This is a genomic window from Gordonia phthalatica (assembly GCF_001305675.1).
In the GTDB taxonomy this organism is placed as follows: Bacteria; Actinomycetota; Actinomycetes; order Mycobacteriales; family Mycobacteriaceae; genus Gordonia; species Gordonia phthalatica.
Genome location: NZ_CP011853.1, coordinates 2,636,965 through 2,650,820 on the forward strand (window position 1 = coordinate 2,636,965; position 13,856 = coordinate 2,650,820).

The following is a 13,856-nucleotide window of genomic DNA, read 5'->3' on the forward strand; positions in this document are numbered from 1 at the left end:
TGCGCGGACTCCGGCGGTCACTCGGATGTGCGTCCGGGACGCGAACGTCGCTCCCCTACGCGAGGCACCCCGGTCCCAGCAGCGCCTTCAGATCGCCCATCAGCGCCGACGTCGGGGCGACGCGCAGGGCGTCGGTCAACCGCAGTTGGGTCTGCTTGTTGCGCTCGCTGACCAGGGTGACCGTCACGTCGGACGTGCCGGGGTGACGCACCAGGATCTGCTTCAGCGCACTCACACGGTCCGGCGTGCACACACGCGCCGACAGGGTCAGGTTGAGCGGCTTGGTGGTGCCCACCGCGGACAGGTCGGGAACGGCGAGGTCGTTGGCGCTGATCATCGTCGAGTCGTCGCGCTTGTTGACGCGGGCTCGCACCAGGACGATGTTGTCGGCCACCAGGTCCATGCCGTACGCGACGTACGCGCGGGGGAAGAAGTACACCTCGACGCCACCGACCATGTCTTCGATGGTGACCGCGGCCCAGGGCTCACCCTTCTTGTTCACCCGGCGGGTGACCGACGAGATGATGCCGCCGATGGTGATCTGCGCGCCGTCGCGCACCTCGCCTTCGAGCAGCGAGTGGATCGACGTGTCGGTCTGCGCCGCGATCGCGTGCTCGAGTCCGGCCAACGGGTGCCCGGACACGTACAGGCCGAGCATGTCGCGTTCCAAGGCGAGCTTGTGCTTGGTGTCCCACTCGTCCTCGGGGACCTTGACCGCGAAGACGTCGTCCACCGCGTCGTCGCCCGCTCCGGCGCCGCCGAAGAGGTCGAACTGACCGATGGCCTCGGCCTTCTTCGTCGACAGCACCGCGTCGATCGCGTCGGCGTGCACCAGGAACAGCCCCTTGCGGTCGTGTCCCATCGAGTCGAAGCCGCCGGCCTTGATCAGGGACTCCGTGACCTTCTTGCTGCAGGCGTGGACGTCGATCTTCCCGAGGTAGTCGGAGAAGTTGGCGAACGCCCCCTTCTCCTCGCGGGCCGAGATGATCGAGGAGACGACGCCGGTGCCGACGTTGCGGATCGCGGCGAGGCCGAAACGGATGTCCTCACCGACGGCGGCGAAGTCGGCGCGCGAAGCGTTGACGTCGGGCGGCAGCACGGTGATGCCCATCTTGCGGCAGTCGGCCAGGTAGATGGCGGCCTTGTCCTTGTCGTCGCCGACGGACGTCAGCAGACCGGCCATGTACTCGGCCGGGTAATTGGCCTTCAGGTACGCGGTCCAGAAGGAGACCAGGCCGTAGCCCGCGGCGTGCGACTTGTTGAACGCGTAGCCGGCGAACGGAAGGACGGTGTCCCACAGGGCGGTGATGGCGTCCTGCGAGAAACCGTTGGTCCTCATGCCCTCGGCGAAGCCGTCATAGGCCTCGTCCAGGATGGCCTTCTTCTTCTTACCCATGGCGCGACGCAGCAGGTCGGCCTGACCGAGGGAGTAGCCCGCCACCTTCTGAGCGATCTGCATGATCTGCTCCTGGTAGACGATCAGACCGTACGTCTCGGCGAGGATCTCCTTCAGCGGTTCCTCGAGTTCCGGGTGGATCGGCTTGATGTCCTGCAGGCCGTTCTTGCGCTTGGCGTAGTCGGTGTGCGCGTTGACACCCATCGGACCCGGTCGGTACAGCGCGAGAACGGCGACGATGTCCTCGAAGCCGGTGGGCTGCATCATCTTCAGCAGTTCGCGCATGGCCGCGCCGTCGAGCTGGAAGACGCCGAGGGTGTCGCCGCGGGCCAGCAGCTCGTAGGTCTTCTCGTCCTCGAGCGGCAGCGTGTTGAGGTCGAGGTCGATGCCGCGGTTGGTCTTGATGTTCTCGATCGCGTCGCCGATGACCGTCAGGTTGCGCAGGCCCAGGAAGTCCATCTTCAGCAGGCCGATGGCCTCGCAGGACGGGTAGTCCCACCCGGTGATGATGGCACCGTCCTGGGCGCGCTTCCACACCGGGATCGCGTCGGTGAGCGGTTCGCACGACATGATCACCGCGCAGGCGTGGACGCCGGCGTTACGGACCAGGCCCTCGAGGCCGAGTGCGGTGTCGTAGATCTTCTTGACGTCGGGATCGGTCTCGATCAGCGTGCGGACCTCGGCCGCCTCGGAGTACCGCTCGTGCTCCGGGTCGGTGATGCCCCACACCGGGATGTCCTTGGCCATGATGGGCGGCGGCAGCGCCTTGGTGATGCGGTCGGCGATCGCGTAGCCGGGCTGACCGAACTGGACGCGCGCCGAGTCCTTGATCGCGGCCTTCGTCTTAATGGTGCCGAAGGTGATGACCTGTGCCACCTTGTCGTGGCCCCACTTGTTGGACGCGTAGGTGATCATCTCGCTGCGCCGACGGTCGTCGAAGTCGATGTCGATATCGGGCATCGACACGCGCTCGGGGTTCAGGAACCGCTCGAACAGCAGACCGTGCGGAATGGGGTCGATGTTGGTGATGCCCATCGCGTAGGCGACCAGCGACCCGGCGGCCGAACCACGACCGGGCCCGACGCGGATCCCGACCTCCAGAGCGTGCGAGATGAGGTCGCCGACCACCAGGAAGTAGGCCGGGAAGCCCATCTGGTTGATGACGCCCATCTCGTACTCGGCCCGCTTGATGTACTCGGCGGGCGGATTGCCGTTGAACCGACGGTCCAGACCGGCCATCACCTCGTGCGCCAGCCACGACTCCTGCGTGTACCCGTCGGGCACCGGGAAGATCGGCATCCGGTCGTGATGCTGCCACACCTCGTCGTACGACTGGACGCGCTCCCCGATCTCCAGGGTCGAGTCGCAGCCGCCCGGGACGACGTCGTCCCACAACTGGCGCATCTCCTCGGCCGACTTCAGGTAGTAGCCGTCGCCGTCGAACTTGAATCGCGTCGGATCCGACAGGGTCTTGCCGGTCTGCAGGCACAGGAGCGCCTCGTGGGCCGTCGACCGCTCCTGCGTCACGTAGTGGCAGTCGTTGGTGACCAGCGGCTTGATGCCGAGCTTGCGACCGATGTCGAGCAGCCCCGAGCGCACCCGCTGCTCGATCTCCAGGCCGTGCTCCATCAGCTCCAGGTAGAAGTTCTCCTTGCCGAAGATCTCCTGCCACTTGGCGGCGGCTTCCAGTGCCTCCCGGTCGTGGCCGAGGCGCAGTCGAGTCTGGACTTCACCCGACGGGCAGCCGGTGGTCGCGATGATGCCGTTCGCGTGCTCGGCGATGATCTCGGCGTCCATGCGAGCCCACTTGCCGAGCTGACCCTCGATGGACGCGAGCGACGACAGCTTGAAGAGGTTCCGCAGTCCGGTCGCGTTCTCGGCGACCATCGTCATGTGCGTGTACGCGCCCGAGCCGGACACGTCGTCGCCCTTCTGGTCGCGGGTGCCCCACAGGACTCGCTTGGTGTTGAACCGCGACTCCGGGGCGATGTACGCCTCGATGCCGATGATCGGTTTGATGTCGTGCTTCTTGGCGGTGTTGTAGAACTCGCTGGCGCCGAACATGTTTCCGTGGTCGGTCATGCCGATCGCGGTCATCCCCAGCCGATCTGCTTCGGCGAACAGCGGCGACATCTTCGCGGCACCGTCGAGCATCGAGTACTCGGTGTGATTGTGAAGATGAACGAACGACCCCGACACGCGGCAGCTCCTTTAAGGCGATCCGACTGGCTTGCGACGACTCCACTGTAGAGACTTCCTCCGACACACGGCTTCCGGCTCGCTGACCTGTGACAGATGAGGCGACCGGGCCCGGGAGTGCTCCGAGTACGGGCGTGTCAGGGCTCCCGCAGCACATCGATCGCGTGCTGCAGATCAGCCGGGTATTCGGCGGTGAACTCGACGCGGCGACCGTCGGCCGGATGCGCGAAGGCCAGCATCCTGGCGTGCAGCCACTGGCGGTCCAGGCCGAGTCGCGCGGCGAGCTTCGGATCGGCGCCGTACGTCGGATCACCGCAGCACGGATGGTGCAGCGCCGAGAAGTGCACGCGGATCTGATGCGTCCGACCGGTCTCCAGGTGGACGTCGAGCAGGGACGCGGAGGCGAACATCTCGACGGTGTCGTAGTGCGTCACCGACGCACGACCGTTCGCCGTGACCGCGAACCGCCAGTCCCCGCCCGGGTGCCTGCCGATCGGGGCGTCGATGGTGCCCGACGACGGATCGAGATGCCCCTGGACCAGGGCGTGGTACCGCTTGTCGACCGTCCGCTGTTTGAAGGCGCGCTTGAGGAGGGTGTAAGCCCGCTCGGACGCCGCGACGGCCATGACCCCCGAGGTGCCCGCGTCGAGGCGATGCACGATGCCCTGCCGTTCCTGCGCGCCCGAGGTGGAGATCCGGAACCCCGCGGCGGCCAGCGCGCCGACGACGGTGGGACCGGTCCAGCCGAGCGACGGATGCGCCGCCACCCCGGCGGGCTTGTCGACGACGATGATGTCGGAGTCGTGGTAGATCACCTCGAGGTCCTCGACGGGCGTCGGCTCGATCGTCAGCGGCTGTTCCGGCTCCGGGAGGGTGACGTCGAGCCAGGTGCCCGCGACCAGCTTGTGCGACTTCCCGACGGCGACGCCGTCGACGGTGATGTCGCCCGCGTCGGCCAGTCCCGCGACCACGTTCCGCGACAGTCCGAGCATGCGGGACACCCCGGCGTCGATCCGCATGCCGTGCAGCCCGTCCGGCACCGGCATCGCCCGTGAATCACGCATCCCTGTCCTCCTTGTCCGTGTCCCCCTTGTCTCCGGAGGCCTGCTCCTCGCCGTCCTCGGTCGCGTCGCCGTCCGGCAGGTTCCGCGCAGCCCATCCGGTGCGCGACCCGTCGTAGTCGTAGCCGAGCAGAGTCAGCAGCACCAGCAGGACCGCGCCGCAGACGACCGCCGAGTCGGCCATGTTGAACGTCGGCCACCAACTGCCGACTTGAATGAAGTCGACCACGTGCCCGCGGAACGGTCCCGGCGAGCGGAACATGCGATCGGTCAGGTTGCCGAGGGCGCCGCCCAGTACCAGCCCGAGGCCGATCACCCAGCCGAGGGATCCGAGCCGCTTGGCGTAGCGCACGATGCCCAGCACCACGATGAGCGCCACGAATGTCAGCAACCAGGTGTATCCGGTCGCCATCGAGAACGCGGCACCGCTGTTGCGCGCCAGCTGGAAGGTCAAGAAGTCGCCGATCACCGAGACCGGCTCGCCGTACTCCATCGTCGCGACCACCGCGACCTTGCTCAGCACGTCGATCAGGTACGCGACCACCGCGACCGTCACGAGGACGGGGATCAGTGCGACTCCGCGACGGCGCGACGGGACTCCGGCGCCCTGCGCCGCGGATGAGTTCATGACTCCAATTGTCCACACTCGGCTCGCCCGCATTGCACCCTGCCTCGTCGGCTGTCCGAATCGGAGCCGTTAAGCTCGCCAGGGTGACCGTCTCGCCTCCGCTCTCGAATCGTCCCGCACTGCGCCGTCGCGCGGTGAGCACGGCCGCCGCGGCCCTCGTCGTCGCCGCAGGCCTCACCGCCTGCTCGTCCGAAGAGCCGGTCGACGACGGCCCCTGCGCGGCCACCGCCGCCAGCAAGACGAACGGTGCGCGATCGATCAATCTTCCGGACACCCAGGTGAGCGTCGTCTCCCCCGGCCAGGGCGAGGCGAAACCGCTGACGGTGTCGCCCGACGCAGGCACGCGTCAGGAGGTCACGCTGGAGACCTCCTCGACGGAGGCCAGCATCGCGCCGACCGCGAAGGGCAGCGACAAGAACGAGGTCCAGAAGACCCAGCAGCAGCTGGTCACGCCGCTCACCGCGCGGATCGTGTGCGACGACCCGACGAGCCTGGAGCTCGGTATCGGCGCGCCGACCAGCAAGGACACCGATCTCGCGCCGCTGTTGACCGACCTCGACGGCTCGACCGCCGGACTGTCGTTCGCTGCGGGCATGTCGCCGACCCGCCTGCGGTTGAAGCCGAACGACTCCGCGCAGTCCCCCGCGCGCAGTTCCCTGGAGCAGTCGCTGATCGGAGCGCTCGACTACGCGGTGCCGCTCCCGACGACGCCGGTCGCACCGGGCGCCACCTGGCGGGCGGTCCGGACCGTCAGCGCCGCCGCGACCGTGACGCAGACGATGACCGTCACCCTGGTCTCCCGCAAGGGCGACGTCCTGGATCTGGACGTGACGGTCAGCGAGGAGCCGGTGAACTCCGTCTTCGCGATCCCCGGATCGGATGCCAAGCTGCACATCAGCCGCTATTCGATGAGCGGCACGGGCTCGTTCGTCGTCGACCTGCGCCGCCTCCTGCCGACGACGGGCACGTTGACGATGAAGGGTGGTCGGGAACTGGTCGGCGACGACCCCAACCGACCGATCCTCCAACAGAACGAATTCACCCTCGCCTGGAAGAAGTCGAAGTGACTTCGTCCCGACGAGGGTGAACGGTCGGCTGCGAGCCCGGTCGGCTCAAGCCTGATCGGTGTTCCCGATCAGTCCGCCTTCTTGCTGGTGCTGGGCTTCTTGGCCTTGCTGCTCGACGAGTCGGCGCACAGCGGCGACTTGACGTCGGTCTGGCTCAGGAGCGGGCACACGGTCTGCTTCGACAGCTTCCAGCGGCCGTTGTCGAACACGATCGACGCGTCGATCTTGGTCGGCGGGTTGTCGGGGAGCTTGATCTCCACCTTGACCTTGGCGCGCTTCGGGCCGTCCTTCAGGATCGGCTTCTTGATCTTGTAGGTGACGTCGGGGTTGTCCTTCTTCGCCTTCACCAGCTCCTTGAACAGAGCCGGATCCACCTCGGAGCCCTCGACGAGTTCAACCTTGTCCGCGGGCTTGATCGACGGATCGAGCGCCTTCTGGAGCATTTCGTTGAGTGCTTCGACACTCGGAACCTTGTTCGGGTTCGTCATCTCCGACTCGGACCCGGTGGCCGCCGTGGTGGTCGCGGTCTCGGATGCGGCTGCTGTCGGAACCGGCGGCAGGTTCGAGTCGTCGCCGCCACCGCAGGCCGCCGTGGTGGCGAGGACTCCCGCGATCACGATGCCGCTGGCCAATTTACGAATGTTCACCGAAGTCGTCCTAACGTTGTCGGTTTCCTAGACCCTCCCGGGGCCGAACTCAAACCACTATGCCAAAGACCCACCGGTATTCGCACTCACCCGTCCCGCGTTGACCGTTCTCTCAGCTTCGTCTCATCTGTCTCGTCAGCCCCAGTCGACCTGCACACATATTCGGGTCCGGGATGCGAGAATCGATGCCATGAGCATTCGTCAGGTCGTGATGATCACCACTGGTGGCACCGCCGCCTCCCGCAGCACCGAGGATGGAACGGTCCCCGTCCTGCACGCCGCGGACCTGGTACCGGAGACCGCCGCCGGCATCTCGGTCCGCCCGGTCGAACTGATGACGAAGGACTCGTCGGCGCTGACCGTCCGCGATCAGTTCGCGATCGTCGCGGCCGTCGCGGAGGCCTTCACCGACCCGGAGGTGGCGGGCGTCGTCGTCACGCACGGCACCGACACGCTCGAGGAGACGGCCTACCTAGCCGACGTCTTCGCCGCCGATCCGCGACCGGTGGTCTTCACCGGCGCGCAGTACGCCACCGATCACCCGCTGTCCGACGGGCCTGCGAACATCGCCGCCTCGGTGACGCTGGCCGCCGACCCCGATTCCCGCGGTCGCGGCGTCCTCATCTCCCTCGGCGGCCGTGTCCTCGGCGCGCGCGGCGCCTTCAAGATCTCCACCACCGACGTTGTCGCGTTCGACACCGTGCACCCGAACATGCCGCGTCCGCTGGTCGCCGAGACCCTGCCGGAGGGACGTCCGGCGCGCGTCGATCTGCTGGCGCTGTACCCGGGCGTCTCCCCCGGCACCATCGCCTCCGGCGTCGCCCAGAACGCGGCCGGCATCGTCCTGTCCGCCACCGGTTCCGGCAACACGCACCCGGACATCACCGCCGAGGTCCACCAGGCGGTGCAGAAGAACGTCGCGGTGGTCGTGTCGACGCGGGTGCCCTACGGCCGCGTGGAGCCGACCTACGGCGGCGGCGGTGGCGGCGTCGACCTGGTGCGGGCGGGCGCCATCTTCTCCCCGTGGCTGCGGGCTCCGCAGGCACGCATGGCGTTGATCGCGCTGCTGTCGACCGGCGCGGACGCCGCGGCGATCGCGGAGTTCTTCCGCGCGTCGTCGCCGACGGCCTGATGGGCACTCAGCCCAGACCGTCGAGATCCCAGGCGAGGCTGTCGAGCGGGTCGGCGCGCTGCAGTGCCGGTTCCGGCAGTCGGAAGGTCTGAGCGCGACCGGGACCGGTGGCGCGCGTCTCGAAGCGCACGGTGACGAAGCCGTGTCCGCCGCCCTGCACCCAGCCGTGGCCGTGCTCGGGGTGGGTCACGTCGACCCCCGTCGGCCACTCCCTGATCACCGCGGTTCCCGTCGAATCCTCTTCGGTCACCATCGATTCCGGTTCGTGGTCGACGACGTCCGTGTCGTCGAGGTCGTCCAGACCCGCCCCCAGTCCGGGGAACAGCGACTCCTGCTGGGTCTCCGACAACCCGGAGTAACTGACGCCGACGAGCCGGATGGGACCGACCTGCAGCGGGTCCAGCATCACCCGAAGCGCCGCCGCGGTCAGGACGTCGAGGTCGGTGGTGGCCGCAGGCAGGGTGATGGACCGGGTCAGGATCGACATGTCCGACCGCTTCAGTTTGACGACCACGGTGCGCGCGCCGCGCCCGTCGCCGGCGAGGCGCCGGTGCGCATCCGCCGCCGCCCCCGTCACCGCGGCGCGCAGCGTGGCGGCGTCGACGATGTCGACCGCGAAGGTCGACTCCGCACTGATCTGCTTCGACTCGGCCCGTTCGGCGACGGGGCGGTCGTCGATCCCCTGCGCCAACCGGTGCAGCGCCGGACCGACGGTCGCGCCGAGCACCGAGATCACCTCCGGCTCCGAGAGCGCGGCGAGGTGCCCGATGGTCTCCACCCCGAGACGCGCGAGTCGATCACCGGTCACCGGCCCCACGCCCCACAGTTTGCGAACCGGCAGGCTGTGCAGGAAAGCGAGCTCCGTCGACGGCGGAATCACCTTCACGCCATCGGGTTTCGCCATTCCGGAGGCGATCTTGGCGATCTGCTTCCCCGACCCGAAGCCGACCGACGCCGGCAGCCCGGTCTCGGCGCGGATCGCGCCGCGCAGCCGTTCGGCGAACGCCGCGACGTCGTCGACCGTCGCCCCGGCCAGGTGCTCGGGTTCTCCGAAGGCCTCGTCGAACGACAGGGTCTCGATGACCGGGATGAAGGTCCGGACCAAGGCGAAGACCCGCCGACTGACCACCGAATACACCGACCCGCGCGGCGGCACCACGACCGCCGCACCGCCGACGAGGCGCCGGGCCTGATGCATCGGCATCGCCGAGTGCGCACCGTAGACGCGCGACTCGTAGCTGGCACCTGCGACCACGCCGCGTCCGCCGAGGCCGCCGACCAGCACCGGACGGCCCGCGAGGGTGGGGCGGGTGAGTTGTTCGACGGACGCGAAGAACGCGTCCATGTCGATGTGCAGCACCCAGCGCTGGCTGGGCTCGGAACCGTGGTCAGTCACGATGCTCGCGGCACCGCTCCAGCACTCGCGGATCGGAGGTCGTGAACCGCTCGACCTCCTCCCCCGCGTCGCAGCGCAGCAGCGAGATGGTCGCCGAGTTCGGACGCAGCGAGACGACCTGCCACTGCGCTCCGTTGTCTTCCCACCGCTGGAGTCGTTCCAGGTCGTCGCTGCTCATGGGCTCATTCTATCGCCACCGGACTCGGTCGACGCCGCGCCGCGACGTACCATGCATCGGGTGACTTTCACTCGCTATGTCGCCCTCGGCGACTCGTTCACCGAAGGCGTCGGAGACATCGACGCGGATCTGCCGAACGGTGTCCGCGGTTGGGCCGACCGCGTCGCCGCCGAACTGTCCCGGCTGAATCCGGAGCTGTCGTACGCCAATCTCGCGATCCGCGGCCGGAAACTGAAGCCGATCGTCGACGAGCAGGTCGACGTCGCTCTCGCCATGTCTCCGGATCTGATCACGATCCACGCCGGCGGCAACGACATCCTGCGGCCGACCGTCGACCTCGACGATCTCCTCGGGTACTACGACGACGCCGTCGCCCGACTGGGCGCCGACGGTGCCACCGTCGCGCTGTTCACTCCGCACGATCCGGGCGCCACCCCGCTGTTCGGCTCGCTGCGCGGTCGGTTCGCGATCCTCGCCGAGGGCATGCGGCAGATCTCCGACGCGCACGGCACCGCGCTGGTCGACTACTGGCGGATCCGAGACTACGACGATCACCGCCTGTGGTCCTTCGACCGCCTGCACATGTCGCCCGCCGGGCACCAGCGGATGGCGATCGCGGTGCTCGACGCGCTCGGCGTCGACCACGCGCTGCAACCGGCCGAGCCGTCGGACACGGGGCCGTCGGTCGCGCAGCGGGGTCGTCGTGCCGACCTCGACTGGACGCGCGGTTTCCTCGCGCCCTGGCTCGGTCGCCGCCTCCGCGGCGTGTCGTCCGGCGACACCCTCTCGCCGCGTTACCCGGAGATGCGTCGCTACCGCGACGCGTAGCGAGCAAGATCCGCGTAGTCCGCCGTCAGAAGCCGGGTTGTGAACCCCGCTTCTGACGGCGACTTACGCGGATTCGACCGAGACTACGCCTTCGCGATGTCCACGCTGACGCCGTGGCTGAGCTCGATGGCGGCGGGCTCACCGGTGACGACGTCGAAGGAGGTCGCGAGGACCTCGCCGGAGATCAGGTCGGCGTGCGCGGTCGCGGTCGCGACGTGGTCCTCGGGGACCACCAGGCGGACCGAGATGCGGTCGGAGATGTCCAGGCCCAGGTTGCGGCGCGCGTCCTGCAGTTCGCGGACACGGTCCTTGGCCCAGCCCTCGGCCTCCAGTTCGGGCGTGACGGCGGTGTCGAGCACCACCAGGCCTGCGCCGCTCGGCATCTCGGCTGTCGACTCGGGCGCCACCGCCACCAGCTTGCGGGTGAACTCCTCACCGCGCAGCTCGATGCCGTCGGCGACGACGACGTCCTCACCGGTCTCGGCGTCGGTGCGCAGCTCCCAGTTCCCGGACTTCACGGCCTTGATGGCGCGCTGCACGTCCTTGCCGATGCGCGGTCCGGCGGCGCGGGCGTTCACCGCCACCTCCACGCGCCCCACGGCGTCGACGTCGGTCGTGAGGACCACGTTCTTGACGTTCATCTCCTCGGCGATCAGATCGACGTAGGGGGCGAGCCGGTCGGCGGTCGGCGACGCGATCGTCAGCTCCGGCAGCGGCAGGCGCACGCGCAGCTTGTTGGCCTTGCGGACGCTGGACGCGACCGAGCAGACCGTCTGAACGCGGTCCATGGCGTCGACGAGGTCGGCGTCGGCGTGCAGCTCGTCGGCGGTCGGCCAGTCGGTGAGGTGCACCGACCGCTCGCCGGTGAGACCGCGCCACATGGCCTCGGTCGCGAGCGGCAGCAGCGGCGCCGCCAGACGGCCGGCCACCTCGAGCACCGTGTACAGGGTGTCGAAGGCGTCGGCGTCCTCGTCCTGACCGGCCCAGAATCGGGCACGCGAACGGCGGACGTACCAGTTGGTCAGCGACTCGCAGAACTCGCGGAAGCTCTCGCATGCGCCGGCGATGTCGTAGACGTCGAGCGACGAGGTCATCTCGTCGCGCGTCGCCGACAGCTTGGCCAGGATGTAGCGGTCCAGGATGTGCTGGGAATCGGTGCGCCACGTCGCCGGGCGGTCCGCGTACAGCTGCAGGAAGCTGTAGGCGTTCCACATCGGCAGCAGCGCCTGGCGCACGCCCTCGCGGATGCCGCGCTCGGTGACGACCAGGTTGCCGCCACGCAGGATCGGCGACGCCATCAGGAACCAGCGCATCGCGTCGGAGCCGTCGCGGTCGAAGACCTCGTTGACGTCCGGGTAGTTGCGCTTGGACTTGCTCATCTTCTGACCGTCGTCGCCGAGGACGATGCCGTGCGCGGCGACCGTCTTGAACGCCGGGCGGTCGAAGAGGGCGGTGGCCAGGACGTGCAGGTTGTAGAACCATCCGCGGGTCTGGCCGTTGTACTCGACGATGAAATCGCCCGGGTTGTGGGCGATCTCGTTCGCCGAGCCGTCGAACCACTCGGTGTTCTCGAACGGGTAGTGGACCTGCGCGTACGGCATGGAGCCCGACTCGAACCAGCAGTCCAGGACCTCCGGCACGCGCCGCATGGTGGAGCGGCCGGTCGGGTCGTCCGGGTTCGGGCGGGTGAGCTCGTCGATGTACGGGCGGTGGAGGTTGTCCGGGCGGACGCCGAAATCGGCCTCCATCTGGTCCAGGCTGCCGTAGACGTCGACGCGCGGGTACGCGGGGTCGTCGGAGATCCACACCGGGATCGGGGCGCCCCAGTAGCGGTTGCGGCTGATGTTCCAGTCGCGCGCGCCCTCGAGCCACTTGCCGAACTGGCCGTCGCGGATGTGGGCGGGAGACCAGGTGATCTCCTGATTCAGCTCCAGCATGCGGTCCTTGACCTTGGTGACGGCCACGAACCACGACGGGACCGCCATGTAGATCAACGGCTGTCCCGAGCGCCACGAGTGCGGGTAGGAGTGCTCGATCGTCTCGTGCCGCAGGATGCGACCCGACGTCTTGAGGTCCTTGATGATGTTCGGGTTGGCGTCGAAGACCATCTGCCCGACGTACGGCGGGACGAGGTCGGTGAACCGGCCGCCCGGATCGAGGGGCTGAACCACCTCGATGCCGTTGGCGGTCGCGACGTCCATGTCCTCCTCACCGAAGGCCGGAGCCAGGTGGACGACGCCGGTGCCGCTGTCGGTGGTCACGTAGTCGGCGAGCAGGACACGATGTCGACGGTCGGCCTGTTCTTGATCCGCCCCGCTCGCTTCGCTCCCGGCGGCGACAAAGAAGTCGAACGGCGGCCGGTAACGCAGACCCGCCAGCTGCTCGCCGACGTAGGTGCCGACGGTCTCGGGTTCGCCCAGCTCCTTCTTGTAGGCGCCGACGAGCGCAGTCGCCATCAGGTACTCGCCGCCGTCCTCGGTGCGGATGTGCGAGTACTCGGTCTCCGGGTGCACGGCGATCGCGAGGTTCGACGGCAGCGTCCACGGCGTGGTGGTCCAGATGAGAGCGTTGACGCCGTTCAGCTCGGCGAGCGGCTCACCGTCGGCGACGACGAACGGCATCGTCACGGTGACCGCGGGATCCTGCCGCATCCGGTAGGCGTCGTCGAGCTTGGACTCCTGATTGCTGAGCGGCGTCTGCTCGTACCAGGAGTACGGCAGCACGCGGTAGCCCTGGTACACCAGGCCCTTGTCGTGCAGGCTCTTGAACGCCCACATCACCGACTCCATGAAGTCGAGGTCGAGCGTCTTGTAGTCGTTGTCGAAGTCGACCCACCGCGCCTGGCGGGTCACGTAGTCGCGCCATTCACCGGTGTACCGGAGCACCGAATCGCGGCAGTAGGCATTGAACTTGTCGACGCCCATCGTCTCGATCTCGGACTTGTCCTTGATCCCCAGCTGGCGTTCGGCTTCGAGCTCGGCGGGCAGTCCGTGCGTGTCCCAACCGAAGCGGCGGTCGACCTTCTTGCCGCGCATCGTCTGGTAGCGCGGGATGACGTCCTTGACGTAGCCGGTCAGGAGGTGGCCGTAGTGCGGGAGTCCGTTGGCGAAGGGCGGGCCGTCGTAGAAGATGAACTCCGGCGCGTCGGCACGGTTCGCGATGGACGCCTTGAACGTGTCGTCGGCGTCCCAGTAGGCCAGCACGGACTCCTCGACCGCCGGGAACGACGGTGCGCCGCGGCCGGTGCCGTCGGTGAGGTCGACGATCGGATAGGCATGCGTGCGGACGTCCTGCTGGTCGGAATCGGTGGTCTGATCGCTCACG

At 68.2% G+C, this 13,856-nt stretch carries 10 protein-coding genes; 3 read left to right on the forward strand and 7 right to left on the reverse strand.

What is annotated here, in order from left to right:
* Positions 1-55: 55 nt before the first annotated feature.
* The 3 genes from dnaE to lspA form a co-directional block, all read right to left on the reverse strand.
* On the reverse strand, positions 56-3,595 hold the full coding sequence (dnaE, locus tag ACH46_RS12375; RefSeq protein ID WP_062393198.1) for a DNA polymerase III subunit alpha: 3,540 nt from the start codon (positions 3,593-3,595) through the stop codon (positions 56-58).
* A 137-nt stretch (positions 3,596-3,732) separates the two neighbouring features.
* Positions 3,733-4,659, reverse strand: coding sequence for an RluA family pseudouridine synthase (locus ACH46_RS12380; RefSeq protein WP_062393199.1), 927 nt, complete (start codon positions 4,657-4,659; stop codon positions 3,733-3,735).
* A complete protein-coding gene (gene lspA / locus ACH46_RS12385) occupies positions 4,652-5,284 on the reverse strand; it encodes a signal peptidase II (RefSeq protein ID WP_062393200.1) in 633 nt (210 codons plus the stop codon). Before lspA ends, ACH46_RS12380 begins: the two co-directional genes overlap by 8 nt.
* An 83-nt stretch (positions 5,285-5,367) precedes the next feature.
* On the opposite strand from lspA, the gene ACH46_RS12390 reads away from it, so the two are divergent.
* Positions 5,368-6,351 carry a hypothetical protein gene (locus ACH46_RS12390; protein ID WP_062393201.1) on the forward strand — a complete coding sequence of 328 codons (984 nt, stop codon included), beginning with the start codon at positions 5,368-5,370 and terminating at the stop codon, positions 6,349-6,351.
* Between the two features lie 68 nt (positions 6,352-6,419).
* Here ACH46_RS12390 and ACH46_RS12395 read toward each other — a convergent pair whose 3' ends face one another.
* Positions 6,420-6,998: a WKL family lipoprotein gene (locus tag ACH46_RS12395; protein WP_062393202.1), complete on the reverse strand. Its 579-nt coding sequence runs from the start codon at positions 6,996-6,998 to the stop codon at positions 6,420-6,422.
* A 190-nt stretch (positions 6,999-7,188) separates the two neighbouring features.
* On the opposite strand from ACH46_RS12395, the gene ACH46_RS12400 reads away from it, so the two are divergent.
* The gene (locus ACH46_RS12400; RefSeq protein ID WP_062393203.1) at positions 7,189-8,130 is read left to right on the forward strand and encodes an asparaginase; all 942 of its coding nucleotides are present in this window, start codon (positions 7,189-7,191) and stop codon (positions 8,128-8,130) included.
* Between the two features lie 7 nt (positions 8,131-8,137).
* Here the strand turns inward: ACH46_RS12400 and ACH46_RS12405 are convergent, their stop codons facing one another.
* Both ACH46_RS12405 and ACH46_RS12410 read right to left on the reverse strand, forming a co-directional pair.
* A complete protein-coding gene (locus ACH46_RS12405) occupies positions 8,138-9,475 on the reverse strand; it encodes a DNA polymerase IV (protein ID WP_236995135.1) in 1,338 nt (445 codons plus the stop codon).
* A gap of 43 nt (positions 9,476-9,518) precedes the next feature.
* Positions 9,519-9,704 (reverse strand): hypothetical protein, encoded by a 186-nt coding sequence (locus ACH46_RS12410; RefSeq protein ID WP_062393204.1) that lies wholly within the window; start codon positions 9,702-9,704, stop codon positions 9,519-9,521.
* Between the two features lie 51 nt (positions 9,705-9,755).
* On the opposite strand from ACH46_RS12410, the gene ACH46_RS12415 reads away from it, so the two are divergent.
* The gene (locus ACH46_RS12415; RefSeq protein ID WP_062393205.1) at positions 9,756-10,532 is read left to right on the forward strand and encodes an SGNH/GDSL hydrolase family protein; all 777 of its coding nucleotides are present in this window, start codon (positions 9,756-9,758) and stop codon (positions 10,530-10,532) included.
* 83 nt (positions 10,533-10,615) lie between these two features.
* Here the strand turns inward: ACH46_RS12415 and ileS are convergent, their stop codons facing one another.
* Positions 10,616-13,855 carry an isoleucine--tRNA ligase gene (gene ileS, locus ACH46_RS12420; protein WP_062393206.1) on the reverse strand — a complete coding sequence of 1,080 codons (3,240 nt, stop codon included), beginning with the start codon at positions 13,853-13,855 and terminating at the stop codon, positions 10,616-10,618.
* Position 13,856: the final 1 nt, after the last annotated feature.